We start from the raw sequence: 26257 nt of genomic DNA, 5'->3' as shown, positions 1-26257 counted from the left end.
GCAGGCGCCAGGTCCTAGTCCGCCCGATCTTCCGCCGCGTCGACCCGCATCGCGGCGGCAGCGAGGCCCTCGGCCTCCAGCAACAGTTCCTCGTCGACCGAGCCCTGCGGCAGCGCCTCGCGCCCGATCATCGTCATGACCGGCACCGCCAGCGGACTCACGCGATCGAGTTCGACGTGGACGAGTTGCTCGGCCGACCGCTCGAGCAGGCTCGCTAGGCGCCCGACGTCGGTCAGTCGCGCCCGCGCGTCGGCCCAGGCGGCCTCGAGCAGGACATGATCCGGCTCGTACTTGCGCAGCACGTCGTAGATCAGGTCGGTCGAGAAGGTGACCTGTTTGCCGGTCTTGCGCTTGCCGGGGTGTTGCCTTTCAACGAGTCCGGCAATCACCGCGACTTCGCGGAACGCGCGCCGCAGCAGGTGCGAATCCTGCACCCAGTCGACAAACTCGTGCGCGAGGATGTCCGGCGACAGCAGCGGCGCCGGATCGGCGACGGCCTTGAGGCCCCAGACCGCGAGCGAGTAGTCGTTGGCGACGAAGCCGCCCGGCAGAAGCCCGCGGTCTTCCATCCGCCGCGTGATCAGCATCCCAAGGCTCTGGTTCGCGTTCCATCCCTCGAAAGTATAGTAGACGCTGTAGTGCTTCTTTGCGTGCGGGAAGCTCTCGACCAGCAGCTCGCCGGGGCCCGGGAGACGGCTGCGCCAGTCCTGCACCTCGAGCCATTCGCGCACGTCGTCGGGAAAGCGCGCCCAACCGGCGCGGTCGACCAGCATCGCCTGAACTCGCTCCGCAAGATGCGTCGTCAAGGGCAGCCGCTGGCCGCCGTAGGAGGGGATCGTCGCCGACTTTTTCGCGGCGCGCACCGTCACCTCCATGTCCTTCACCCGCTCGACCTCGAGGCTCATGCCCGCGAAGAAGAAGGTATCCCCTGGTGAGAGCGACGCCGCAAAACGTTCCTCCACCTTGCCGAGCTGGCGGCCATTGCGGAACCGCACCGTGAGCATTTCCGAATCGACGATGATCCCGGCGTTCATCCGGTGGCGCTGCGCATGCTCGGGGTGGGACAGGCGCCAGACACCGCTCCGGCCGCGGACGATACGCTTGAACCTGTCGTAGGCCCTCAGCGCGTAGCCGCCGTTCTCGACGAAGCCGAGCACGCGCTTCCACACCGACTCATCGACCCATGCGTAGGTGAGCGAGGCGCGTACTTCCGCCAGCAGCTCCACCTCGTCGAACGGCGCTGCACAGGCGCAGGCCATGACGTGCTGGGCGAGCACGTCGAGGCCTCCGGGGCGGAAGTCCTCCCCGTCGCGCTGCCCCTCGTCGACCGCGTCTTTGGCTGCCGTGGCCTCGAGAAACTCGAAGCGGTTGCCGGGCACGAGGATCGCGCGGCTTGGCTGGTCCAATCGGTGGTTCGCGCGCCCGATGCGCTGAAGCAGACGCGAAGAGCCCTTGGGCGCACCCATCTGCACGACGCAGTCGATGTCCCCCCAGTCGACGCCGAGGTCGAGGCTGGCGGTGGCCACCAGTGCGCGCAGCTCGCCGCGCGCCATCGCACCCTCGACCTTGCGCCGCGCCTCCTTCGACAGCGAACCGTGATGGATGCCGATCGGCAGGTTGTCGTCGTTGACGTCCCACAGGAGCTGGAACACGAACTCGGCAAGAAACCGCGTGTTGGTGAAGACCAGCGTGGTGCGATTGCGGCGGATCTCCTCGTAGAGCTGCGGAATCGCCCAGCGCCCCGCGTGCCCGCCCCAGGGCACGCGTTCTTCTTCTGGCAGGAGGATCTCGACCTGCGGCGGCGCGCCCTTCTCCCCCTCGACCAGCGCGACCGAATCGATCTCACCCCACGGCGCGAGCCATTCGCGGAAACCCTCCGGATCGGGGACCGTGGCCGAGAGTGCCGCGCGCTGCATCGCCGGCGCGATCGCCTGCAACCGGGCCAGCGACAACGCGAGCAGGTCGCCGCGCTTGCCGGTTGCGAAGGCATGAACCTCGTCGATCACCACCCGCTTCAGCCCGGCGAACATGGTGAAGCTCTCCGGATAGCTGAGCAACAACGAGAGCGATTCAGGTGTGGTCAGCAGGACGTGCGGAGGCCGGCCGCGCTGGCGTTTCTTGCGGTCGGCCGGGGTGTCGCCGCTGCGCGTTTCGATCCGCAAAGGCAGGCCGATCTCCTCAACGGGCGTCAGCAGGTTGCGCTGCACGTCGTGCGCGAGTGCCTTCAGCGGCGAGACGTAGAGCGTGTGCAGCCCGTCGGGCGGCGGAGCGCCCGCGAGCCGGGAGGGACAGAAATCCGCCAGCGTCGGCAGAAAGCCGGCGAGGGTCTTGCCCGCCCCCGTATCGGCCACCAGCAGCGCGTGCCGCCCCCCGTCGCTTGCCGCAAGCATATCGGCCTGGTGCCGTCGCACCCGCCAGCCGCGTGCATCGAACCACGCCGCGATCTCGCGCGGGACGTTCGCGTCAGGCATCGAGCACCGATCGTCCATGACCTTCCACTGCACCAGATTCACCGTCGTGGCGAAAGGTTTCCGGCCAAAGCGTGGTCGCCGAAGCGCCATACGTGCGCGCCGGAACGAGCAACGATCGACCCCTTCACGCGTTCTTGGGGTGTAACAGGCCGGCGCGGCGGAATCTCTGGCGATTCCACGCCGGACACCCCTGAAACACGCAGGAGAGATCGATGGCTTACAGGAACGACTATCGCTCGGGTGGCCGCCAGGAGAGGCGCCGCCGGGACTATCGCGACGACTACTACGGCCAGGCCGACCAGTTCGAGGCCGGTGGATACGGGCAGCCCGACTACCGCGAGGATCGGTACGACGAACCTGCGGGCCAGATGGGCGAGCGCCGCGGCTATCGGGAGGATTATCGCGATCGAGGTCAGGCGCGCACAGAGCACGGTGGATGGCGCGAGCGGGAGGACCGCGGCGCCGCGCAGTCCCGCTATCGTTCGAGCTTCGGCCCGGCGCGTTTCGACACCGGCGAAGGTCGCGGCTTCACCAGCTTTACCGGGAGCGACCAGCCCGGCCGGGATTTCGCCGCGGGCGACCGTCGGCCTTACGGCGGCTATGGCGCCGGCTTCGGCGGCATGTCGGCCGCCTACGGCTCGGGCATGTACGACGTGGAGCCGCATCGCGGCCAAACCGACCGCTACGAGGACCGCGGTTTTCTGGAGCGCGCGGGCGACGAGGTGGCAAGCTGGTTCGGCGACCAGGATGCCGCACGCCGGCGGCGGATGGATCATCGCGGACGGGGTCCGGCCAACTACACCCGTTCGGACCAGCGCATCCTCGAAGACGTTTGCGACGCGCTGACCGACGACTGGGATCTCGATGCCAGCGGTATCCAGGTGTCGGTCGAGAACGGCGAGGTCACGCTCGACGGCACGGTGGACAGCCGCTTCGACAAGCGCCGTGCGGAAGACTGCGCCGAAGACGTGTCCGGTGTCGGCCACGTGCAGAACAATCTGCGGGTTAACGCACGCAGCTATCGCAACGAGAGCGCCGGCAGAACGCTCGACGAAGACAGCGGAACCTGACCTGCTTCGCCATTACCGAAGCGAAGGGCCCGGCGCATCCGGGCCCTTCTTGCATCACACACCGTTCCCGGGCGCTTCGCCTTCCACAGCAGTTTCACTGTCCGCGGCCTTGGCCCGCAGCTCCTCGGCCGGCACACCCAGCAGCTCCGACAATCGCTGCAGCTCGGCATCGCTCAGGTCGGACAGGGCGCGCGGCTCGGGAAGGTCCTCCATGCGCTGCTGCATCCGCTCCATCATAGCCGGCATCATCTCCAGCACGGCAGGCATGGCTTCGTTCATTGCCGACATGACCTGCGGGTCGGCAAAGATGAGCATCGATTCCGCCGCATAACGGCTGCCCACGGGCGTCTGGAAGAACCTGTCCAGCTCTGCGAGATCGACCGGGTCGAAGCGTGTCGCATAGGCGCGGGCCAGACCCTCGCGATAGGAAGGCTCGATCCGTTCCATTACATCGCCCAGCATCTCCACCATGACGTCCGAAGCGACGGCGCTGCGGCGCTCGTGGGCAGGATCGACGATCGCCATGACCTCGCCCAGCTTCGCCTCACCCATCGCGGCGACCTGCGACTGTTCCATACCGGCGATGGCGGCAAGCTGCGCGACCGGAATCTGCGCCATCGAACCGAGAATGGAATCCATCATCGGTCCCATCATCTCCTCCATCATCCGCGCGTAGGTGCCCGGCGGAAAGATGTGCGCGACGACGGCCTGCGCCATCGGCAGGCGCGCTTCCTGCTCGGGCGTCAACGGCTCGGCGGGGAACATCTCGCCGAATGCGGACGCGAGCGCCTCCACGTCGTGCGATGCGTTCGCCGGCGGCTGGCTCTCATCCTGCGCAAGCGCGGGCGCGGCCGCAAAGAGCATGATCGCCGCGAGAATACCGTTCTTCATCTTTCCCCCTTCCCCTGCGAAATCTAGTGCCCTGCCTGCGCCCCGCGTTCGAGGCCCGAGAGCGCGAGCTGCTCGTCGATCTGCGCCATCAGACGCTCCAACCCTTCCTCGCTTTCGCTTTCGGCGCGGGCGACGAGGACGTCTTGCGTGTTGGAAGCGCGCAGAAGCCACCAGCCGTCCGCAGTCGTCACACGCACCCCGTCGGTGCCGTCGACATCCGCAGGGCTATCCGCCAGCCGCGCCTTGACTTCGTCGATCGCGGCGAACTTGCGCGTCTCGTCGACCTGGAAGCGCATCTCGGGCGTGTTGACCATGGCCGGCATGGCGCCGCGCAGCTCGGTCACCGAGCGGCCGAGCCGGGCGCTCGCGGCGAGCAGACGGACGCCCGCATAGAGCGCATCGTCGTAGCCATAGTAATCGTCGGCGAAGAACACGTGCCCGCTCATTTCGCCTGCCAGCGGCGCCCCGGTTTCCTTCATCTTGGACTTGATCAGCGAGTGGCCGGTCTTCCACATCACCGGCGTCCCGCCGTGCTGCGCGACGTGGTCGAACAGCGCGCGGCTGGCCTTCACGTCGGCGATGACCGTCGCACTAGGTAGTCTTGCGAGGAGGTCTTCGGCGTAAATCATCAGTAACTGATCACCCCAGATCACGCGGCCTTCGCCGTCGATCGCGCCGATGCGGTCGCCGTCGCCGTCGAACGCGATGCCGAAGTCGAGGTTCTTCTCCGCGACGAGCGCGCGCAGGTCCGCCAGATTCGCTTCGACCGTGGGATCGGGATGATGATTGGGAAAGTCGCCGTCGACATCGGTGTAGAGGAGATGGTGCTCGCCCGGGAGGCGGGCGGCGAGCGCCTCCAGCGCGGGCCCGGCGGCGCCGTTGCCGGCGTCCCAGCCGACGCGCAGCCCCTCGAGCGCGGCAGGTTCGATACCGCCGAGGCCGGAGAGCAGCCGCTCGACGTACTCGTTCAGGATCGCCCGCTCCTCGACCGTGCCGGTGCCGTCGCGCCAACCGCCATCCGCAGCGACGCGGCCGAGCCGCTGGATATCCTCCCCGAAGAACGGCCGGCCCTGAAAGACCATCTTGAAGCCGTTGTAGTTGGGGGGATTGTGGCTGCCGGTTATCTGAATGCCGCCGTGTACGTCTTCGGCTGAGGCTTCTGCATAGTAGAGCATCGGCGTCGGCCCCATGCCGATCCGCACGACGTCACACCCGCTCGCGGTGAGCCCCTCGATCAGCGCGTGCTCAAGCGTCGGCGAACTCACCCGACCGTCGTAGCCGACCGCAACCTTGCTGCCGCCCGCCTCACGCAGAAGGCTGGCGAAGCTGCGGCCGATCGCGCGCGCGTCATCGGGGCCGAGGGTTTGGCCGATGATGCCGCGGATATCGTACTCGCGCAGAATGGTCGGGTCGAAGTGGTAGGTCATACGCTCCCTTCAGCGTTGGTCGGTCAGTTCGTTGAGCAGGAGATCGCGCGCGGCATTCGCCTCGTGCACCTGATCACTGGTCCCGCCCCTGTCGGGGTGGATCATGGCCACCAAACGCTTGTGGGCCGCAATTATTTCCCCGCGATCGGCACGGGCGTCGACGCCGAGCAGCTTGCGCGCGCGAAGCAGCGCCTGGCCGCGCGTCGAGACGGGCTTCAGATAGTCCCACGGCCACCTGCCGAAGATCATCCGGCAGCCGATCGACACGACCGCGAGGATGACGATCAGCCGCAACATGGGTCAGGCGGGCTCCAGCTCTGCCGCCTTGCTCGCCGGCTCGGGCAGGTTCAACCCGGCGACGAGCGAGCGCAGCTCCTGCCGCGCGACGAGATGGCTGGTGCCGAGCTCGCCCAGATGTCCCTTGTCGAGCAGCGTGAGGCCCGACGGGAAGAGCTCGCGGTAGATCACGCGCTCCGACAGGCCCCGCGCGACGCGGAAGCCGGCGCGCTTGGAAAGCTCGCCCAGCGCCCGCTCGATGCGCTGCATGTTGCGCGCCTCGGTGTGGCCGGTGCGGTTACGGACGACCACCCAGTCGATTTCCTGCCGCCGTTCGAGCGCGCGAGTCTTGCGCGTGTCCCAGATCAGCTCGGCATAGAAGCTCAGGCGGCGGACCTTGAATGTCTCGGGATCGACGTGGCCGATCAGGTCGAAATCGACGAAGCTGTCGTTGAGCGGCGTGACGAGCGTATCGGCGCCAACCGCCGCATGGCGTGCCAGCGGATCGTCGCGCCCGGGCGTGTCGATGACGAGGAAATCCATTCCCTCGCCCAGCCGTTCCAGAGCCTCGTCGAACTCGCCGGCGGCCTTCCCGGGGAATACTTCGCAGCGCGCGCACGGGAGGCTTATTGCCCGCCGTTCCTCGGTCTCGGTGCGGTTCTCGAAATAGCGGTGCATAGTGCGCTGACGCGCATCGATGTCGAGCGCCGCCACTTTCGCCCCGCTATACGCGAGCGCGACCGCCACGTGGACGGCAGTGGTGGACTTGCCCGTCCCCCCCTTCTCGTTGGCGAACACGATCCGGTGCGGACGGCGCTGCGGCACTTTGGCGGACACTGCGGCGGGCTTCCTGTCTGTTGTCATGGCCGGGCGCCAGCGGCTAAGCGACCCCCTCGCCCGCTTTATCGGAGGCCCCGGAGACGTGCAAACCGCGACCGAGCTTGATGTGTTGAGAACGACCGTCGCCGCATTCCGCGAAGCCGGCGAAAGCCTCGCTCTCGTGCCGACAATGGGGGCACTTCACGAGGGGCACCTGACGCTCGTACGCGGAGCCAGGGTGCGTGCTGACCGCGTGGCGGTCTCCATCTTCGTCAACCCGACGCAGTTCGGCCCGAACGAGGATCTCGACGCCTATCCGCGCCAGATGGAGGAGGACGCGCGCCTGCTGGAGGCCGAGGGCGTCGATCTGCTCTGGGCGCCGGGCGTAGCGCAGATGTACCCGGAAGGGTTCGCCACCACGATCTCGGTCGCCGGCGTGAGCGAAGGCTTCTGCGGCGCAAGCCGCCCCGGCCATTTCGACGGGGTCGCGACCGTCGTCTGCAAGCTGTTCAACCAGGTTCGGCCGGATGTCGCGCTGTTCGGCGAGAAGGACTGGCAGCAACTCGCGGTGATCCGCCGTATGGCCCGCGATCTCGATCTCACCGCACCGCAGGCGGATGCCATCGTCGGCGTACCGACGGTGCGCGAGGCGGACGGGCTCGCGATGTCGAGCCGCAACCGCTACCTCTCGCCCGAGCAACGTAAGGCAGCGGCAGCGCTACCGCGGGCAATGCGCGAAGCGACCGAGCGGATCGAAGCCGGCGGGGACGTGGGAGCCACTTTGCAGGCGCTGGAGCAGGCCCTGGCCGAGGCCGGCTTCTCCTCGGTCGACTATGCCGACATCGCCGATGCGGCGAGCCTGGCGCGACTGGATCGTCTCGGCGAGGCGCCGGCCCGCCTGCTCGTCGCTGCACGGATCGGCAGTACGCGCCTGATCGACAATATGGCGATCGACAAGGCTTAGCTGGCGGCCCTCAGCCCCATAGCTGCGCGCGATAGGCCTCGAAGCAGCGCTCGCCGCACTTGAGCCGGATCAGCGCGCCTTCTGCCATCGCAGTCGCGCGCGCTGGATCTTCTTCCACCGCGGGGCGGATCGCTTCGCGGTTCCAGTCCTCGCTATGCTTGACGTCGAGCACGGCATGGAGCGCGAAATACCGCCGCTCCTTGCCCGAGAAGCCGAGGCGTCGAAGGCCTTCGGTAACCAGCGCCGCACGGCCGGGCGCGGTGAGTTCGATGACGCCGAGAGCGCCGACCGAGTGCCAGGCGTAGCGCCGATTGACCGCCATGGCGGTCATCGCGTTGGCGAGGGCCAGGCTCTCCCACACGGTGTTCTCGATCACGGGATCGACCCGGAGCGTCTCGACCAGCGCGTCGAGCATCGGTCCATGCATCCCCTTTTCCACGCCGTGGCCCATCTCGTCCCAGTAATTGCGAGCGAGTTCGAGCTTGGGACGCACCGGTAGCTTGACCTGCGTCATGGCCACGAGATCGTCGAACCCGGCTTCTCCCGCCGCTTCCTGTTCGAAGAACCAGCGGAACTGGTCGATATCCGCCTCTTCCGCCAGCCACGGAAACAGCGGGTCGCCCTGGCCGGGACCGGTTTCTTTCAGCCCTTCGAACCAGTCGATGAATCCGTCCGGATCGGTCGGCGCCGCCGCCGCTTCTTCGCTGACGTCCGCCCGCAGATCTTCGAGGAATGCGCCTTCGAGCCGCTGCATCCGCAAGTCGCGCTCGAGTTCGCGCTGCCATGCGTCGCGGGGGAATCCGGGCTGCAGGCGCTCACGATTCCAGTGCGCCAACCCGCGCTGGAAACTGTCCGTGAGAAACTGCGATCGCTCCGCATCGCTGCGATCGATGAAACGTGTGGCCATCAGTAAGCTCTCCTTTGCCCAAGGAATGGGCCGTGCCCGGTCTTGGTTCCGAGCTTCGGGAGAACCGACGGGTCCTGGGCGGCACGCAAAGCCCCCCGCAAGGGGCATTGATGATCGTCCAGGGGATCGAACCGCCGCTATGGCAGCGGGGTCATCTCTTGATGTTGGCGTAGTACGGGATAGGCACGTCGTCATCGCCGCTGCTGTCGCCCACCATCATCTTCGTGCGAGGGTGCATGATGGACGGATCCGTGGCGATATTGAGACAGTAGGGTTTGCCCGAAGCGAATGCCTCCTCGACGGCTCCGGCAATGTCCTCGAACCGGTCGATGTGTCGCGCTTCCACGCCGAAACCGCTGGCGACGATATCGTAACGGGTATCGTCGAGCGCGACGATCACTTCCCGGTCCCTGCCGTAGAGGAGATTCTGCGCATTGCGCGACATGCCCCACTCGGAGTTGTTGAGAACGACGGTGACGATCGGCAGACCGTGCCGGACCATCGTGTCGAACTCCTGTATGTTGAAGCCAACGCCCCCGTCGCCGGCAAAGCAGACGACCGGGCGGTTCGGGTCGGCCCGCGCGGCGCCGATGGCGAAGCCGGATGAGACGCCGAGACACCCGAGATAGCCACACCGCAGGTGCTGCCCGGCGCCCGGAGAGCGCACGAGATCGCCGACCCAGTTACCGGCCTCGCCTCCGTCTGCGATCACGGCCGTCCCTTCGGGCAAGATGTCCATGATTGCGGCGACCGCGTGGCCCGGATGGATCTTGCTGGGACCGGCTTCCTTTGGCGCATCGGCGAAACCGTCGCGGGCGGCCGAGCGGAAACTGCGCAGCTTGCGCGCCCAGTCCGCACGCTCTTTCCATTCTTGCTCCTGGCCGGCCGTCAGGAGTGCGTCGATCGTTGCGCCTGCGTCCGCGATGATCGGCAGATCGGCCATGCGGACCCGGCCGATCTCTTCGGGATTCACCTCCACCTGCGCGACCCAGGCGTCTTGAGGAACGATCGCTCCCATTGCGCCGCCGAGGAACATTCCCATGCGAGCACCCACCAGCAGGACTGCATCGGCCGCATCGCCAGAGGCGGCCGCGGCTGCGAGCCCGGCGGCGGCGCCGCCATAGAGCGGATGGTCGTGCGGGAGCACGCCCAGCGCCTTCTGACTCGCAATGACCGGAACCGAGGTAAGCTCCGCCAGCCGGCGCAGGCGATCACCGGAATCGGTCAGCATCACGCCGCCCCCGGCGATGATCACCGGCCGTTCCGCACTTCGCAGCATGTCGAGGACTTTGCTCACTGCATCGGGCCGCGGCGCCGGCGGCACCGGTCGTTCCCAGGAGGCCGTTTCCGGCGGTGCCTCGTCGGTCGGCCAGAACATCACATCGATGGGGATCTCGAGGAAGACCGGACCCGGCGGGCCACTGAGCGCGATCTCACCGGCACGACGGACGAATTCGACGATCCGATCGGGCTCGGCCACCCGTTGCGCCCATTTGGTGACGGGGCGAGCCATGGCGAGTGAGTCGAACCCCCCCTGCAGCGTGTTGCCCTCGACCTCGCGCATGGGAGCAGCGCCCGCAATGAAGAGAGTTGGAATTCGGTCGAGATAGGCATTGGCCATTGCGGTAAGTGCGTTGGTAAAGCCCGGTCCCGCCGTAATCGCACACACCCCCAGTTTGCCGTTGGAGGAGCGCGCATAGCCGTCGGCCGCGTGCCCGGCGGCAGCCTCGTGCCGCGTGTCCGTGAGCCGTATCCCGAATTCCTCGCAAGCCATATAGAGCGGGTCGAGATGGCTGCCATGCAGGGCGAAAATCTCGGTCACTCCCAAGCCGGCCAGCGTTGCGGCGACCAGTTCTCCGGCGGCGCGCTTCTTCGTCATCGAGTTCTCCCAAACCTCCGTGCTCGTATGCGTTGCCTATGCGAGGCCTCCGGCGAACACAAGCATATTGTATGCAATATGGTAGTTGCCGCGCGAACCCCCGCACCTCCCGCTCCGGATCGATGTTCGTGATATCGAAGTTCGGCAGAAGCGTTGCGCAAGGAAGGGCCGCCCCCCGGGCGCAGGAAATAACCGGTTGAACCCGGCCATATTGCATGCAATATCACAGCCATCGCGGGCCTGTCTCGGCATGGTTCCGCCTCGGGAGACAGGAGTGTTTGAAAAGCCGATGGCCGAACCGGCGCAAAACGGGCCAGCTTCGGAACGCTGTGAAGGCCCATCGCTGCGCGTCGCAGTGATAGGGGCCGGTATGGCCGGTATCCTGGCCGCGATCAAGCTGCAGGATCGTGGCATCGAATGCGACGTGTTCGAGAAGGGTGACGGCGTCGGCGGCACGTGGCGGGAGAACACCTACCCCGGCCTCGCATGCGACGTAGCGGCGCACTGGTACACCTATTCGTTCGCTCGCAACCCCGAGTGGGACTCGCTCATGGCCGCAGGCGAAGACATTCGGGCCTATTTCGAGCGGGTTGCCAACGACTTCGGCGTTACCCAACGCACCCGCTTCGCCAGCGAGGTGACGGAGCTTCACTATCGCGATGGCGGGTGGGATCTCGAATGCACGACAGGGTACCAGGGCAGGTACGATTTCGTCATTGCCGCCACCGGCGTCTTGCATCACCCGAACATCCCCCGATTCGACGGCCTCGAAACGTTCGAAGGTGCCGTGTTCCATTCCGCCCGCTGGAACCATGACGTCGAACTCAACGGCAAACGCATCGGTGTAATCGGCACCGGGTCGACCGCGGCGCAGCTTGCCACCGCGCTGGTGCCCAGAGCGGAGCGCTTCGATCTGTTCCAGCGGACGGCGCAATGGGTCTTGCCCCGCGACAACGTGCCGTACACCGAAGAGGAGAAGGCCCGTTTCCGCAAGGACCCGGAAGCGCTCGAGGCCCTGATCCGAGAGTTGCGGGCCAAGACGCTGGAAGGCTTCGCCACTGCTGTCATCGACGCGGACTCGCCGGAGCTGGCCGCGATCGAGCAGATTTGCCGCGAGAATCTCGACACGGTGAAGGACCCCGACCTGCGGCACAGGCTGACGCCCGACTATCGCGTCGCGTGCAAGCGGCTGGTCATCTCCAGCACCTTCTACGATGCGATTCAGCAACCGAATGCCAATCTCGTCACGTCACCGATCCAACGGATCGAACCGGCCGGTGTGCGCACGGCGGACGGCGTGCTGCACGATCTCGATGTTCTGGTCCTCGCCACCGGCTTTCTGGTCGATCGCTTCATTCGGCCCACCCGCGTGATCGGTCGCCATGGCACCGATCTGGACGATGTGTGGGCCGAAGGGCCCCTGGCCTATCTGTCGATGAGCGTCCCGGACTTCCCCAACTTCTTCCTGCTCAACGGCCCCAACAGCCCGGTCGGCAACTTCTCCCTGGTTGAGGTGGCGCAGCACCAGATCGAATACATCATGCAACTCGTCGACGGCATCTGCCGCGGTGACTATTCGGAAGTGAGCGCAACACCCGGCGCCCTGCGCAGGTTCGAGACGGAGCGGCGCGAAGCGGCGCGGAAGACGGTCTGGGTTACCGGCTGCGACAGCTGGTATCTCGACAAGGACGGCGTGCCCGCGTCGTGGACTTTTTCCTACGACCGCTTCGTCGACGAGACAGCCGCGCCGCGAATGGAGGACTTCGAAACGCAATGAGCGCGCCTCGCATTCGCATCTACCCCGCTCGCACGACCACTGCAAAAGGAGAGTGCAATGATCACCCGTGAAGCTATTGCGAAAGCGCTTCGCAATCTGAACGAGACCGAGAACGCGCGCCCGCACACGAGTGTCGAGGAGGTGAGCGCCGGTATCGACAAGATCATGGCGCCCGATGTCGAGGGGTGGCGCAACGGTGCCCATGTGCCCGACCGCGCGAGCGAACGCGAAGTCGAACGCCGCGCGTTCGGCGCGCTCGCCGACTATCACCGCGTGGTCGAACGCACGATCATCGATCCCCCCTTCGCAGCCACCGGTTGGACGATCCACGGGTCCTTCGACGGGCAACCAGTGAGCGCACCCGGTTCCTCGCAGTTCGAATTCAACGAGGAAGGCCGGGTCCAGCGCTACTGGATGAATTTCAATCCCGAGGACTTCTTCTACCGGAAGGGCTGACCTTTCGCAGGCGCATATTGGTAACGGAGACGAATTTCATGGCAGTCAGCGTGGAGCTTCCCAACATCAGCATGGGCGTGACGGAAGCGACGATCGTCAGTTGGCTCAAGAACGTCGGCGACCGGGTCGAGGCAGGCGAAGTCATCGCGGAAGTCGAGACTGCGAAGTCGACCGTGGAAGTGGAGTCCCCGGCGTCCGGCACGCTGGCATCGATCGCCGTGCAGGTCGACGAGACCGTCGACGTCGGCACCGAAATCGCCACGATCGAGGAAGGCTGACATGTCGCTGGGCCGTGTCGAACAGCTCGAGATGTTCCGGCGGATGCTGCGCATTCGCCTGTTCGAAGAAGCGCTCATCGCGCACCATCCGGTGGGCCACCTGAGCATTGGGCAGGAGGGCGCGATCGTCGGTGCGTGCATGGCGCTGCGCAACGACGACTATGTAACCGGGACCCACCGCTCCCACGGCCATCCGATCGGCAAGGGTGCCGAGATCGGCCCACTGATGGCAGAGATCTTCGGCAAGCGGACCGGCATCTGCAAGGGGCTCGGCGGGTCGATGCACCTGACCGATACCAAGATGGGCCTGATCTGCGAATCCGCGATCGTCGGCGGAGGCTTCCCACTCGCGACCGGCGCAGGGTTAAGCGCCCAGGTGCGCGGCAGCGATCAGGTCAGCCTATGCTTCTTCGGCGACGGCGCGGTCAATCAGGGCACCTTCAGCGAGAGCGTGAACATGGGCGCCGTATGGAAGCTGCCGGTCATCTACTTCTGCGAGAACAACGGATATGCGGTGACGACGCCGGTCGCGAAATCGCACGGGCAACCCGAGATAGCACGCCGGGCCGACGGCTACGGGATTCCGGGCGTTGTCGTAGACGGGCAGGATGCCGAAGCAGTTCACGCCGTGACACTGGAGGCCGTGGAACGTGCCCGTGCCGGCGAGGGCCCGACGCTAATCGAAGCCAAGACCTATCGGTTCGACGAGCATTCGAACCGCCTTGCGATTCCTATAGAGTATCGCAGCAAGGACGAGATCGAACACTACCGCAACGAGCGCGATCCGATCACGCTCTATCGCGCCGTCCTGCAATCGCGCGACCTGCTTTCCGAGATCGAGGCGATCGAGGAGGAGGTGCGCAAGACCATCGACGAGGCGGTGGAATTCGCCAAGGCCAGCCCGGAGCCCGAGATAAGTGACCTTTGGGACAGCATGTACGTCAATCCGATCGGTGTACCATCCGGCGACGGAGGACGTTGATGACCATACGCAACGCCACCCAGAAACTGTCTTACCTCCAGGCGATCGTCGAAGCGCAGCGCGAGGAGATGCGCCGCGACGAACGCGTGATCCTGATGGGCGAGGACATTGCGGTCTATGGCGCCCAGACGCTGTTCGACGAATTCGACGAGAAGCGGCTGCGCAACACGCCGATCTCGGAAAACAGCTTCGTCGGCGTCGGCGTCGGCGCGGCTCTGACGGGCCTGCGCCCCGTCGTGGACCTGACGATCGCGAGCTTCTGCTATCTCGCCTCGGACCAGATCATCAACCAAGCGGCCAAGCTGCGGTTCATGACCGGGGCGCAACTGGCGGTGCCGCTCGTCGTGCGCACGAGCACGTTCTACAACAACCGCACCGCGGCGCAGCACGCCGACCGCCCCTATCCGCTGTTCATGAACACGCCCGGGCTGAAAGTTCTGGCCCCGTCAACCGCGTCCGACGCCAAGGGTCTGCTGAAGTCGGCGATCCGCGACGATGACCCGGTGGTGATCTTCGAGGACATCAACCTTTGGGGCAAGAAGGAAGAGGTCCCGACCGACGAGGATTTCCTCGTACCCATCGGCAAGGCCGCGGTGCGGCGCGAGGGGAGCGATGTCACGATCGTCTCCATTGCGGGCTGTCTGCCGCACGCGCTGTCCGCCGCCGATGCGTTGGCCAAGGACGAGGTCGAAGCCGAAGTGATCGACCTGCGCACGATCGCGCCGCTCGACAAGGAGACGATCCTCGCTTCCGTCGCAAAGACCGGTCGGCTGATCATCGCAGACAACTCGCACAAGGTGGGCAGCGTCGCGTCGGAAATCGCGGCGATGGTGTCGGAAGAGGGCTTCGAGAGCCTGAAGAAGCCGATCCAGCGCGTTGCCGCACCGCAAGTCCACGTTCCTTACAACGCCGCGCTCGAAAAGCAGCTCTTCGTCAGCAAGGACCGCATCATCGACGCCGTTCGCGCAATCACCTGACCAACCGACCTTTCGCACTCTCAGCAAGTTCAAGGAGAACCCCATGGCCAACAGCATCGAAAAGCGCTCCATCACGCAGGAGGCCAGCGACAAGCTGATCGCCGCCGCGACCGCCAAGGCGGAAGAAATGGGCGTGCCGATGTGTATCTCGATTGTCGACGAGTCGGGCAATCTCAAGGCCTTCCGCCGGATGGACGGTGCGGCGCTGCTCTCGGTCGATATCGCAACCAACAAGGCGTACACCGCCGTCAGCTTCGGCATGCCCAGCCATGGCTGGTACGACTTCATCAAAAACGATCCGCCGCTCTTGCACGGCATCGTCCACACGCCGCGCCTGGTCGTGTTCGGCGGCGGCTACCCGGTGAGCGAGAACGATCAGGTCATCGGCGCGATCGGCGTAAGCGGCGGGCACTACGAACAGGACATGGCCGTCGCCGAGGCCGCCCTGGCGGCGCTGGCCGACTGAGGCTGCTGGCGGCGCTGCAACCGCCCTCGGAATACACCCGCATGGATGATGTCTCTTCGATAATCTTCGAATCCGCGCAGCGCCTGCTGAGCGATCTGTCGGAACGCGTTTCCGCCGGCCGGCCAATGGCCGACTGCGAGCGCGCGGACGGATGGCGGCAGATCGAGGAGATGGGCCTGCCCTTCGCGCTGATGAGCGAGGCGCAGGGCGGGCTCGGTCTTTCCGACGCCGAGGCCTTCGAACTGGTGCGCATCTGCGGGCGCAATGTGGTGCCCTGGCCGCTGGTCGACACCATGCTCGCCAACCGCTTTGCGACCCAGGGCGGCGCTGCCCCTGCCGAGGGCCCCATCGATACACTCGGAGAATTGACCGCAGAGCAGAAGGAGCGGGCGGCACTGGCCCGCGCCATGCAGATGGCCGGAGCGCTCGACGTGATCCTCGTAATGACCATTTCCCATGTACAGGAACGCAGCCAGTTCGGCCGCCCGCTGGCAAAGTTCCAGGCCGTCCAGCATTCGCTCGCCGTACTGGCAGGCGAGGTCGCAGCCGGTCAGGCGGCCGCCGAGCATGCGGTGGCGCGGCTAGCGCGGGGCGGCGCGGCCGCGACCTTGGCGATCGGCATCGCGCGGGCCCGAATCGGCGAGGCGTGTTCGAAGGCTGCCGCCATCGCCCACCAGTTGCATGGCGCCATCGGCTATGCGCGCGAACATCGCCTCCATCTCTATACGACCTCGCTTTGGAGATGGCGCGACGAGTACGGAACGCAGACCTGGTGGACGCGTCAGGTCGGCCGAGAGGTTCTGGCCGCCGGTCCCGATGCCTTCTGGCCCGCGGTGACGGGGGCATGAGCGTATTGGCCTTCCCCCCGCCCGTCGAGAGCGAAGCGGCAGAAACCCTTCGCGCGGAGGTTCGCGCCTTTCTCGCCGACGCCAATGCGGCGCGAACACCGCTCGAACGCGCCGAAAGCTGGAACGGATTCGACCGCGAATTCAGCCGCGCCCTGGGCCGTCGCGGATGGCTGGGCATGACATGGCCGAAGGAGTACGGCGGGCACGAACGCAGCGCCTTCGAACGCTATGTGGTGGTCGAGGAGACCCTGGCAGCGGGCGCGCCCGTCGCTGCGCACTGGATCGCCGACCGGCAGAGCGGCCCCACGCTTCTGCGCCATGGCACGGAGGCGCAGAAGCGCGCGATCCTGCCGCGTATCGCAGCCGGAGAATGCGTGTTCTGCATCGGGATGAGCGAACCCGACGCCGGTTCCGACCTCGCCGCGACCCGGGCCCGCGCGGAACGGCAGGGCGATGGCTCCTGGAAGGTGAACGGCACAAAGCTCTGGACCACTTACGGTCACGAAGCCGATTACATGATCCTGTTTTGCCGAACCTCAGGTACGCCGGCGGACCGGCACGAGGGCACAAGCCAGTTGCTCGTTGACATGCGGATGACGAGTGGCGTCACCGTCCGGCCCATCCATGATCTGATGGGGCAGCATCACTTCAACGAAGTCCACTTCGAAGACGCGGTTCTGCCCCCCGATGCGCTTCTCGGCACCGAGGGGCAAGGCTGGGCGCAGGTCATGGGCGAACTCGCCCACGAAAGATCGGGACCGGAACGGTTTCTATCTTCGATCCAGCTCCTGATCGAGCTGATCGGCGCGTTGCGAGGCAGCGAGAGCCTGGCGGCACAGGCCGCGGTGGGTCGCCTGTTCGCACACCTGGTGACCTTGCGGAGGATGTCGCGCGGCGTTGCCGCGCTGCTGGAAGCGGGCGACGATCCGACAACCCATGCGGCCATCGTGAAGGACCTTGGTGCGACCTTCGAACAGGAACTCCCCGATATCGCCCGCAGCCTCGTCGATGAGGAACCGGATCTCCGGAGCACCAGCGACTTCGCCGCAGTACTCGCCTATACCATGATGGCCGCACCCGCTTTCTCACTGCGGGGCGGAACGCGCGAGATCCTGCGTGGCATCATCGCGCGGCAACTGGGCCTTCGCTGAGGATATCGACATGATCGAGCTTGTCGAGGTTTCCCCCCGTGACGGCCTGCAGAACGAGCGGACGATCCTGCCGGTGGACACCAAGGTCGCGCTGATCGAGCGCGCCATTTCGGCCGGTATGCGCCGGATCGAGGTCGCCAGCTTCGTGAGGCCCGACGCGGTCCCGCAGATGGCCGGCGCCGAGGAGGTCGTCGCAAGGCTTCGGCCGGGCGCGGCTCGTTACATCGGTCTGGTGCTGAACAAACGTGGTGCCCTGCGGGCCCTTGATACGGCGGTCGACGAAATCGGGTTCGTCTGTGTCGCAACCGATACCTTCGGGATGCGCAACCAGCGCCAGACCAGCGAGCAATCGCTGACCGAAGCATGCGACGTTCTGAACCTGCTCCAGTCGGAAAAGCGCGAGGCGCATGCAATGATCGCCGTCGCCTGGGGCTGCCCTTTCGAGGGATCGGTCCCGCGGGACAAGGTCGTTGCAATGGCCTCCTCCCTGGCGGACGCGGGAAGTCTCGAGATCGGCCTTGCCGATACGATCGGCATCGCGCGGCCCGCCGAGGTCGAAGCGCTGACCCGCCTCGTCACCGACGCGGTCGCTCCGCTGCCGGTCCGTGTTCACCTGCACGACACACGCGGGATGGGGGTGGCCAATGCGCTCGCGGCGATTCGCGGCGGCGCGAGCGTTATCGACGCGGCCATCGGAGGCACGGGCGGCTGTCCTTTCGCCCCAGGAGCGGCCGGAAACCTTGCCACGGAAGATCTCGTCTACGCGCTGAGTGCCGACGTCGAAGTCGATCTCGACGGGCTCATCGCGACCGCGATCTGGCTGAACGGTGAGCTGTCGCGCGATCGTGCTAGCGCCCTCGTTCGAGCGCATATGTCACACGGCGCGGATCACGCGCACCGCTAGGCCCCACCGGCACAACGAAGGTCTGGACTTCATTCGCCCAGCCAGCGCCGCCTGATTTCGTCGGTGTCCTGCCCCACTTCGCGCGGAGCGGAACGGCGAACACCCGAAGGCGTCCGCGACAGCTTGGGAAATGCGCCCTGCATGGGCGTCGGGCCGAGTTCGGGATCATCAACGGTCACGATCGCATCGCGCGCAGCGAAATGCGGATCGGCAAGCATATCCTCGGCATCGAGAATCCGGCCGGCCGGCACGCCGTGGCCGACCATTGTTGCTTCGAGTTCGTCGACTGTGAATTGTTCGGTCCAGGCGTTGATCAGATCGTCGAGCTCTTCCTGATGCCGACCACGCGCAACATGGTCGGCATAGCGGGGATTCTTGGCCAGCTGCGGATTTCCCATCGCATCGCAGAGGCGGGCGAAAACACTGTCCTGGTTCGCCCCGATCAGGAACTCGCCATCGCGACAGCGATAGACGTTGGACGGCGCAATACCTGGCAGTCGCGATCCGGTACGTTCGCGCTTGTGTCCGGCCACCGCCCATTCCGGAATCAGACCTTCCATGACCTGCAGCACGGATTCGTAAAGCGCTACGTCGACGATCTGACCTTTATCGCTCGTTTGGCGCTCGTGCAGGGCGGCCAGGGCGCCCATACAGCCGTAGGTCGCCGCTAGGCTGTCACCGATTGAAATACCCATGCGCGATGGCAGGCGGTCGGGCTCGCCGACGATCTTGCGCCAACCGCCCATGGCCTCGGCAATGCCGCCAAAGCCCGCGCGCTTCGCATAAGGGCCGGTCTGGCCGTATCCCGACACCCGCACGACGATCAGCCGCTCGTTGAGCTTCAGCAGGTCCTCCGGATCGAGGGACCAGCGTTCGAGCGTGCCGGGCCGGAAGTTCTCGATCAGGATGTCGGCTTTCAGGATCAGCTTGCGCGCGAGTGCCTGTCCTTGCGGGGTCCGGAGATCCGCCGCCACCGAATACTTGTTGCGCGCGATCACACGCCACCAGGTGGGCGTGTCGCCTTGCCCCCAGGTGCGCATGGGATCGCCGCTCCCTGGCGGTTCGACCTTCACCACCTCGGCCCCCATGTCGCCGAGCAGCTGTCCGCAGAAGGGACCAGCAATGAGCTGGCCTACTTCGACGACTCGTACGCCTGCTAGCGCGCCCCCTCTTTCGGTCTGTTCCGTCAATTTGAATGTACCGCCTTTGCCACCATGTGTGCGTCGATGTCTCCGATCCGTGGGGAATCTGCCGTCTTGTCCAGCTTCGAGTGGGACGCGTGCCGAGGCACCGCTTCGACGAGCATTTGGTCAAGATCGGATGCAGTTTGTTCCAAACTCGCCTGAAATGCACCTGCTTCCGAAGCAGCGGATACACGCGTGCGATCGCATCCCCACGCGAGGGGCCGCCAGTCGGCAGAGCGAAGATATAACGAGATTTTTGCAGTGGTCGGCAAGGTGTTCCCTATCCATCGCAGCGCACATCGATACCTCGGCATGTCTATACGCAACCAGCGCCGATACCAGAAGTTTTGACTAAATTGCATGCAAATGGCAAGAGGGTTCTTGTCCATGCCAGCGCCCGCGGCCGATTCTCTGCGCGGATGGAGAGAGGAGATTTATGCCATCGCAGCCCGCCGCCAGTCCGTCCGCACTCCCCCGCGCGGGCGACATCGATCGCCAGGCCGCATCCCGCCTGGAGCAATGGATGGCGCGGCACATCGGCGACCACGAGGGCCCGGTGGCGATCGAGCGGTTCCCCGGCGGACAATCCAATCCGACATTTCGCCTCCGCTCGAGTCGGCGAGACTATGTACTGCGACGCAAGCCTCCGGGTGCGCTGCTGCACTCGGCTCACGCGATCGAGCGCGAATACACCGTCATGGCAGCTCTCGGCCCACAGGGCTTTCCAGTCCCGCGCACGTACGGCTTATGCGAGGATGAATCGGTCATCGGATCGGCCTTCTTCCTGATGGAGCTGGTGGAGGGCCGGATTCTCTGGGATCCGAAGCTTCCCGAGGAAGATCCCGCGGAGCGGCGGGCCATCTACGACGCGCAAGTTGATGCGCTCGTTGCCCTGCACGGCTTCGATCCCGCCGCTATTGGGCTCGGCGCGTTCGGGAAGCCGGGCAGCTATTTCGCTCGACAGATCGGCCGTTGGACCAAGCAGTACCGCGCGTCCGAGGCGCCGCACGACGAATACATGGAGAAGCTGATCGCTTGGCTCGCCGAGACCGTGCCTCCAGTCACGTCATCCCGGATCGTTCACGGCGACTACCGGATCGACAACATGGTGCTAAAGCACGATCGCCCGGAAATCGCCGCATTGCTCGACTGGGAGCTGTGCACACTTGGCGATCCCATCGCGGACCTGACCTACTTCCTGATGATGTGGCGCATGCCGCCGCACGAGCGTATCGCCATGGATACAGTCGATTTTGCGACATCGGGCATTCCGACGATGGAAGACGCGCTCGATCGCTATCTGACGTCCAGTGGCCGAGTGCTGGATCGGCCGATCGACTGGTACATCGCGTTCAATCTCTTTCGCCTCGCCGCCATCTTGCAGGGAGTCGCGGGTCGCGCTGTCAGGGGGCAGGCAAACAATGAAAGGGCATTGTCGGCGCAAAGCCGCGTCGCACCGCTCGCTCGCGCCGGCTGGGAGAATGCTCGCCGAGCTGGGGCGCCGGCATGAACTGGCCGGTGTGCTCCATCGAAGAGGCGCGCTCGTCCCTCACGGCCCCCGGCGCGCCGTTCGAAATGCGCGAGGAGACGATCGCTGGACAGACGGTGCGGATCTACGTGAACGCGCCGGCACACATGCGGCAGGTCCTGGACGACAGCCGCCGCTTCGGCGACGCCGAGTTCCTCGTCTACGAAGGTGAGCGTATAACCTTCGAAGCGCATTGGCGCGCCGCCAGCGCCTTTGGCCGTGTTCTCGCCGACCGCTTTGGCGTTGCGAAAGGGGACCGTGTGGCGATAGCCATGCGCAACTTTCCCGAATGGTCGGCCTGCGCCTTCGGGGCCATGGCGATCGGTGCGATTTTCGTGCCGCTGAACGCTTGGGAAACAGGCGAGAATCTCGCGAGGATGATCCGAAAGAGTGGTGCGAAGGTCACTGTCGTCGACGGCGAGAGACGGGAACGTCTGGGCGGCAAGATTCACGAGTCGGCACTCGTGACGGTCCGTGACGGCGCTGGCGAGAACGCCTTCGAAACCCTGGTCGGAACGACCGATCGCTGGCTTGCGCTGCCCGACCGCTCCGCCCCCGACCGCGAACTGGCGCCCGACGACCCGGCCACTGTCTCGTTCACCTCGGGAACGACCGGCGAAGCCAAGGGCGTACTTGGCACTCATCGGGCAGCGCTGACCAATCTCGTCAACACTCAGTACCGCGCAGCCAGGGCTGCCCTGCGTCGTGGTGAAACCTGGCCCCCGCCTGCTGCGACCATGCAGCAGGTCGTCCTATTGCCTCTCCCGCTTTTCCACGTGACGGGCATGCATTCGGCGCTCGTTCCGGCGCTTGCGAGGGGCAATCGTCTGGTTCTGATGTACCGATGGGATATCGAGCGAGCGCTCGACCTGATCGAACGCGAAGGTGTGCACATCCTCATATTGGTCCCCACTCTGGTCGTGCAGTTGTTGGAGCGGCTTCCCCATGGAGGAACGCCCGAGCTGAAAACCGTGCACACGGTCACCTACGGCGGCTCGCCCGCCCCAGCCGGGCTTGCGGCAGGCGTGCAGTCCCGGTTCCCCGGCGCAGTCCCGGCCCAGGGCTACGGCGCGACCGAAACATCGTCCCTCGTCGCCTCGAACAGTCACGAGGACCTGCTTGCGCGACCCGGCAGCGTCGGCACCGCAGTTCCCTGCTGTGATATCCGGATCGTAGACGACAACGGTGACCCGGCCCCGCCGGGGGAGCCGGGCGAACTGTGGGTCCGCGGCCCGCAGGTGTTCCGCGGTTACTGGAACAACGAGCGGGCGGCGCGCGCAGTCCTCCACGATGGCTGGTATTGTACCGGTGACATCGTGACGGCGGACGAGGAGGGGTTCCTCTACGTCAAGGACCGAAAGAAGGACATGGTGATCCGCGGCGGTGAGAATGTCTATTGCGCCGAGGTAGAGGAGGCGATCGGGCGGCTTCCGCACGTGGTCGAATGTGCGGTTTTCGGCCTGCCCGACCGCGTGATGGGCGAGACGGTCGCCGCCGCCGTCACGGTTCGCGCGGGCGCTCCTGTGACGGAGGCGGAGGTGCGTGAACACCTCGCCACCTGTCTTCCGGCCTTCAAGGTCCCCGAGCGGATCCAGATAAGGAGGAGGCCCCTGCCGCGCAACGCAGCCGGCAAGGTTATCAAGCGCGAGCTGCGCACGGCGATGCTGTCTGCGGCTGAATGACCACGGCTGCGGCTACGAACAGCGAAAGCGGAGGATCATCATGGTGGAGAACAATGCGGCACTCGCAGCGGGGCAGCGGCTGTTCGACGCGGTCGAGCACGGAAACCTAGAAGACCTGCATCAGATTTTCGCGCCGGGGGCGCTCGTCTGGCACAACACCGACGATGCCTTCACCGACGTTGCAACCACGATACGCAATCTCGGTGCGATCCGCACCGGCGCATTGGAGTTCCGCTACGAGGAAATTCGCCGGAGTCCGACAGCGGAGGGCTTCGTACAGCAACATACGCTGGTCGTGACCATGCCAGATGGCCGGACGATTCGCGACATGTGCTGCTGCGTCTGTATCGTTGTTGACGGACGCATCGAGCGAATGGACGCCTACCACGATTCCGCGGCCACAGAGGCAATGGCGCACAAGCGATCGTGAACGGACGCGAGGCCCATCCGCGAGCGCTGCGCCTAGCCGATCTGATCCTTGCTCGTTACGTCCACCAGCCCGGTTTGTCCCGGATCCGCCGACGATTCAGCAGCGTCCGACTTCGACATGAGGGTCTGGCGCGCCGAGCGAATGTGGGCTGTCATGATCGCCGCCGCCCAATCAGGCTCGCGCGCGGAAAACGCGTCGGCAAGCTCGAGATGCTGGGTCGAGGAGCGCCGAATCTGTTCAAGGGAGTATGAACGGAACGTATTGAGAACCAGCGGAATTTCGACGATACTACCGAGCAAGTCCCGCAGCCGTACGTTGCCGCTCGCGTCGAGAACGAGCTTGTGAAATTCGTCGTTTAGGTCCGTTACCTTCTCGATGTCGGGATCGTCCCTTTGCGTGATCGCGTGCATTTGTTGCGCGATCTCACGCAATCGGGCGAGTTGCTCGTCGGAAATGTGCAGCGCCGCCTCGCGCGCGGCAAAGCTCTCGAGGAGGATGCGCAGATCGTAGATCTGCTCGATCTCGCGTCTGCTCCAGGTCGCGACGAAGGCGCCCCGGTTAGGGATGAACTGGATAAGCGCCTCGGCATGGAGGCGGCGCATCGCCTCGCGCACAGGGGTCCGGCTGAAGCCCGACGCTTCGGCCAGCGCTTGTGCGGTAAGATGCGATCCAGGCGGGTATGTGCCGTTCCGTATCCCGTCACGGATCGTTTCGTATGCAATGTCGACGGCTTTTACCAAAAGTCGAATCCCCACCCCTTGCGCCGGTATCGCGACGATACAGCTCGCCTCGTGTCAATCGACCCACCAGTCATGCCGGCCCTGTGGGACGCGATAGGCGCCATCCAGCCGGATGACAGTTCCATTCAGCATCCGATTGCGTACGATATGCGCCACCATTTCCGCGAATTCAACAGCTTCACCGGGTCGGCCCGGATAGACAACCTGCTCGCGCAGCCAATCCACCATGGGCCCACGTGCCTGCGAGAACATCGGCGTCTCGAAAATTCCGGGTGCGATCGTAATCACTCTTATCCCGTACCGCCCGAACTCCCGCGCGAGCGGCAGGGTCATCGCGTTGATGCCGCCTTTGGCCGCAGCATAGGCTGCGGTACCGATCTGCCCTTCGAAGGCGACGATCGAAGAGGTCGATACGATCACCCCGCGCTCACCGTGTTCATCCGACCGGGACCCGATCATGCGTTCGGCCGCAGCCTGAGCCAGAATGAAGCTGCCGAGCGTGTTGACCTCCAGTACGCGGCGAAACCCCGCAGCGGTTACTTTCCGCCCCGGACCGACCGAGAGGCCGGAGTGCCCCATGCCCGTCGTGTTGAGCAGGCCGCGAAGCTCGCCGATTTCGCTGATGAGCGTGTCGATGGCCTGCTCCACTTCGGCCTGGTCGGCCACATCGGCCGTGGCGCACGGGCCGTCCCATTCGCCACGTTTCAGGTCGAGCACGCCCACTTGAGCGCCAGCCTCCCGCAAACCGCGCGCAGTCGCCAGCCCGAGCCCGGATCCGCCTCCTGCGACGATGAATCCACGCCCCTCGATCTTCATTCCGACGCTCCCTCGACTTCCGCGATCTCCCGGTCGATCGAGCGACTCGCCAGCCAGTAGAGGAGACCGGAAGCGACGCCGCCAACCAGTCCGATGAGAATTCCTGCGCGAAGTCCCTCCCCTTCGCCCATGCTTGGGGTGAGCAGGTCGCTGGCGAATCCCATCAGCAGCGGCCCGAAGCTCAGCCCCACGGCGCTGTTGATGAATAGCGCGACGGCAAGCGCCGTGGCCTTGGCATCGGCACCAGCCAGCCGCTGCATGGCCAGCGTGCCTGGCCCGTACCAGACGCTCGTGAAGAATGCGGCGATCGCGAACACCGCGAGCGATATCGCGGCGCTGGGGACAGTGAACATCACGGCATAACTGATCGTGCCCAGTATCGAGCCGACGGCGGGGATCAGCACCAGCGCCCTGAGACTGCTGCTGCCGAACCGATCCCCCAGGCGCCCTCCGACCAGCGCGCCCAGTGCGCCACCGGTCGCACCGAATATCCCCAGGCCAAGTCCGATCACGCCAAGCGGTTGCTGACCCACCAAAGCCCCGATCTCGGCAAGCTCCGCTGAATGGAGGCGGAGATAGTAGGATCCCGCAAAGGCCATTGCCCCGTAGTTGCAGAAACTTAGCAGGGCGCCCGCGAACGCAATGAGCGTGAAGGTGCGCCGTGAAAGCAGCATTTTCAGCGCCGCCGTGAGGCTCGGTATTTCCGCGGTCGGTCCGGCACCGCGGACCTTCCCGGAGCGACTATCGCGCAAGGTGAAGAGGACCAGGGCGCCAATGATCACGCCCGGGATCCCCGCGCAGACCATGGTCCATCGCCATCCGATCACGCCTTCGAGCAGGCCCCCGCCGATCAGGCCGACGGCAGCGCCCACCGGGGCGCCCAAGGCGAAGACGGCGAGTGCACCCGAGCGCCGCTCCGGGGGGAAGCGGTCTGCTATGAGCGACTGGGAAGGCGGGGCTCCGCCTGCTTCCCCGACGCCTACTCCGAGCCGGAAGAGCAGCATCTGCACGAAACTCGTGGCCGTCGCGGTAAGAGCAGTGAAAACGCTCCATGTCAGGATCGCCACCCCGACGATTCGCGCCCTGTTGGCCCGATCCGCATATCGGGCGATCGGCAACGCAGCGACGCTGTAAAGCAGGGCGAACGACAGACCGCTCAAGGCCCCGAGCTGCCAGTCCGCCAGCCCGAGGTCGCGCTTGATCGGTTCCGCTAGAATGTTGATGATCTGGCGATCGAGCAAGTTGAGCCCATAGCCCGTTGTCAACAGGCCGAGCATCCATCCGGCACCCGTTCTTGCCCGGTTGCCGGCCGTTCCGGTTTGCAGAACAGCCGG

At 65.6% G+C, this 26257-nt stretch carries 25 protein-coding genes; 14 read left to right on the top strand and 11 right to left on the bottom strand.

Translation table 11 applies throughout. The features are described 5' to 3' along the window. Positions 1–14: 14 nt before the first annotated feature. Positions 15–2489: a ligase-associated DNA damage response DEXH box helicase gene (locus ETX26_RS13390; RefSeq protein ID WP_225425785.1), complete on the bottom strand. Its 2475-nt coding sequence runs from the start codon at positions 2487–2489 to the stop codon at positions 15–17. A gap of 194 nt (positions 2490–2683) precedes the next feature. Between ETX26_RS13390 and ETX26_RS13385 the strand changes: the two genes are divergently transcribed. Next, a complete protein-coding gene (locus ETX26_RS13385; protein WP_225425784.1) occupies positions 2684–3541 on the top strand; it encodes a BON domain-containing protein in 858 nt (285 codons plus the stop codon). Positions 3542–3595: 54 nt separating this feature from the next. On the opposite strand, the gene ETX26_RS13380 is transcribed toward ETX26_RS13385, so the two are convergent. From ETX26_RS13380 to ETX26_RS13365, 4 genes are read right to left on the bottom strand one after another with little or no spacing between them, the layout of a single operon-like run. Beyond that, positions 3596–4432 carry a DUF2059 domain-containing protein gene (locus tag ETX26_RS13380; RefSeq protein WP_129525147.1) on the bottom strand — a complete coding sequence of 279 codons (837 nt, stop codon included), beginning with the start codon at positions 4430–4432 and terminating at the stop codon, positions 3596–3598. Between the two features lie 23 nt (positions 4433–4455). Further along, entirely contained in the window at positions 4456–5859 is a 1404-nt protein-coding gene (gene pgmG, locus ETX26_RS13375; protein ID WP_129525146.1) for a phosphoglucomutase/phosphomannomutase PgmG, read from the bottom strand. A 9-nt stretch (positions 5860–5868) separates the two neighbouring features. After that, complete coding sequence (locus ETX26_RS13370; protein WP_129525145.1) at positions 5869–6156, bottom strand: J domain-containing protein; 288 nt, start codon at positions 6154–6156, stop codon at positions 5869–5871. Between the two features lie 3 nt (positions 6157–6159). After that, a complete protein-coding gene (locus tag ETX26_RS13365) occupies positions 6160–6999 on the bottom strand; it encodes a division plane positioning ATPase MipZ (protein ID WP_129525144.1) in 840 nt (279 codons plus the stop codon). Between the two features lie 58 nt (positions 7000–7057). Here ETX26_RS13365 and panC point away from each other — a divergent pair, with 58 nt between their 5' ends. Continuing rightward, entirely contained in the window at positions 7058–7918 is an 861-nt protein-coding gene (gene panC, locus ETX26_RS13360) for a pantoate--beta-alanine ligase (RefSeq protein WP_129525143.1), read from the top strand. A gap of 10 nt (positions 7919–7928) precedes the next feature. On the opposite strand, the gene ETX26_RS13355 is transcribed toward panC, so the two are convergent. Next, a complete protein-coding gene (locus ETX26_RS13355; RefSeq protein ID WP_129525142.1) occupies positions 7929–8825 on the bottom strand; it encodes an iron-containing redox enzyme family protein in 897 nt (298 codons plus the stop codon). A gap of 151 nt (positions 8826–8976) precedes the next feature. Then, on the bottom strand, positions 8977–10704 hold the full coding sequence (locus ETX26_RS13350; RefSeq protein WP_129525141.1) for a thiamine pyrophosphate-binding protein: 1728 nt from the start codon (positions 10702–10704) through the stop codon (positions 8977–8979). A gap of 289 nt (positions 10705–10993) precedes the next feature. Here ETX26_RS13350 and ETX26_RS13345 point away from each other — a divergent pair, with 289 nt between their 5' ends. From ETX26_RS13345 to ETX26_RS13305, 9 genes are read left to right on the top strand one after another with little or no spacing between them, the layout of a single operon-like run. Continuing rightward, positions 10994–12481, top strand: coding sequence for a flavin-containing monooxygenase (locus ETX26_RS13345; protein WP_129525140.1), 1488 nt, complete (start codon positions 10994–10996; stop codon positions 12479–12481). 57 nt (positions 12482–12538) lie between these two features. Continuing rightward, positions 12539–12937: a nuclear transport factor 2 family protein gene (locus tag ETX26_RS13340; protein WP_129525139.1), complete on the top strand. Its 399-nt coding sequence runs from the start codon at positions 12539–12541 to the stop codon at positions 12935–12937. Positions 12938–12975: 38 nt separating this feature from the next. Then, positions 12976–13215: a biotin/lipoyl-containing protein gene (locus tag ETX26_RS13335; protein WP_129525138.1), complete on the top strand. Its 240-nt coding sequence runs from the start codon at positions 12976–12978 to the stop codon at positions 13213–13215. Position 13216: 1 nt separating this feature from the next. After that, positions 13217–14197 (top strand): thiamine pyrophosphate-dependent dehydrogenase E1 component subunit alpha, encoded by a 981-nt coding sequence (locus tag ETX26_RS13330; RefSeq protein ID WP_129525137.1) that lies wholly within the window; start codon positions 13217–13219, stop codon positions 14195–14197. Continuing rightward, positions 14197–15174 carry an alpha-ketoacid dehydrogenase subunit beta gene (locus ETX26_RS13325; RefSeq protein ID WP_165271776.1) on the top strand — a complete coding sequence of 326 codons (978 nt, stop codon included), beginning with the start codon at positions 14197–14199 and terminating at the stop codon, positions 15172–15174. The genes ETX26_RS13330 and ETX26_RS13325 overlap by 1 nt, the downstream gene beginning before the upstream one ends. A 43-nt stretch (positions 15175–15217) precedes the next feature. Next, the gene (locus tag ETX26_RS13320) at positions 15218–15640 is read left to right on the top strand and encodes a GlcG/HbpS family heme-binding protein (RefSeq protein WP_129525136.1); all 423 of its coding nucleotides are present in this window, start codon (positions 15218–15220) and stop codon (positions 15638–15640) included. Positions 15641–15681: 41 nt separating this feature from the next. Next, positions 15682–16488 (top strand): acyl-CoA dehydrogenase family protein, encoded by an 807-nt coding sequence (locus tag ETX26_RS13315; protein WP_129525135.1) that lies wholly within the window; start codon positions 15682–15684, stop codon positions 16486–16488. Beyond that, positions 16485–17639 carry an acyl-CoA dehydrogenase family protein gene (locus ETX26_RS13310; protein ID WP_129525134.1) on the top strand — a complete coding sequence of 385 codons (1155 nt, stop codon included), beginning with the start codon at positions 16485–16487 and terminating at the stop codon, positions 17637–17639. The genes ETX26_RS13315 and ETX26_RS13310 overlap by 4 nt, the downstream gene beginning before the upstream one ends. Further along, positions 17605–18543, top strand: coding sequence for a hydroxymethylglutaryl-CoA lyase (locus ETX26_RS13305; RefSeq protein WP_225425783.1), 939 nt, complete (start codon positions 17605–17607; stop codon positions 18541–18543). The genes ETX26_RS13310 and ETX26_RS13305 overlap by 35 nt, the downstream gene beginning before the upstream one ends. A gap of 29 nt (positions 18544–18572) precedes the next feature. On the opposite strand, the gene ETX26_RS13300 is transcribed toward ETX26_RS13305, so the two are convergent. Further along, positions 18573–19733 carry a CaiB/BaiF CoA transferase family protein gene (locus ETX26_RS13300; RefSeq protein WP_129525133.1) on the bottom strand — a complete coding sequence of 387 codons (1161 nt, stop codon included), beginning with the start codon at positions 19731–19733 and terminating at the stop codon, positions 18573–18575. Between the two features lie 550 nt (positions 19734–20283). Here ETX26_RS13300 and ETX26_RS13295 point away from each other — a divergent pair. From ETX26_RS13295 to ETX26_RS13285, 3 genes are read left to right on the top strand one after another with little or no spacing between them, the layout of a single operon-like run. Next, on the top strand, positions 20284–21237 hold the full coding sequence (locus ETX26_RS13295) for a phosphotransferase family protein (protein ID WP_225425782.1): 954 nt from the start codon (positions 20284–20286) through the stop codon (positions 21235–21237). Then, the gene (locus tag ETX26_RS13290; RefSeq protein ID WP_129525131.1) at positions 21234–22937 is read left to right on the top strand and encodes a class I adenylate-forming enzyme family protein; all 1704 of its coding nucleotides are present in this window, start codon (positions 21234–21236) and stop codon (positions 22935–22937) included. Before ETX26_RS13295 ends, ETX26_RS13290 begins: the two co-directional genes overlap by 4 nt. A gap of 40 nt (positions 22938–22977) precedes the next feature. Next, a complete protein-coding gene (locus tag ETX26_RS13285) occupies positions 22978–23367 on the top strand; it encodes a nuclear transport factor 2 family protein (RefSeq protein WP_129525130.1) in 390 nt (129 codons plus the stop codon). Positions 23368–23399: 32 nt separating this feature from the next. Here the strand turns inward: ETX26_RS13285 and ETX26_RS13280 are convergent, their stop codons facing one another. The 3 genes from ETX26_RS13280 to ETX26_RS13270 are packed head-to-tail and all read right to left on the bottom strand — an operon-like array spanning position 23400 to position 26188. Further along, positions 23400–24107, bottom strand: a complete 708-nt coding sequence (locus ETX26_RS13280) for a GntR family transcriptional regulator (protein WP_129525129.1) — start codon at positions 24105–24107, stop codon at positions 23400–23402. Between the two features lie 54 nt (positions 24108–24161). After that, positions 24162–24923, bottom strand: a complete 762-nt coding sequence (locus ETX26_RS13275; RefSeq protein ID WP_129525128.1) for an SDR family NAD(P)-dependent oxidoreductase — start codon at positions 24921–24923, stop codon at positions 24162–24164. After that, the gene (locus tag ETX26_RS13270; RefSeq protein WP_225425781.1) at positions 24920–26188 is read right to left on the bottom strand and encodes a spinster family MFS transporter; all 1269 of its coding nucleotides are present in this window, start codon (positions 26186–26188) and stop codon (positions 24920–24922) included. The genes ETX26_RS13275 and ETX26_RS13270 overlap by 4 nt, the downstream gene beginning before the upstream one ends. Positions 26189–26257 lie beyond the last annotated feature (69 nt).

The organism is Pelagerythrobacter rhizovicinus, assembly GCF_004135625.1.
GTDB lineage: Bacteria > Pseudomonadota > Alphaproteobacteria > Sphingomonadales > Sphingomonadaceae > Pelagerythrobacter > Pelagerythrobacter rhizovicinus.
Note: the sequence above shows the minus strand (reverse complement) of the source record. Positions and strands in the feature narration are given on the sequence as shown.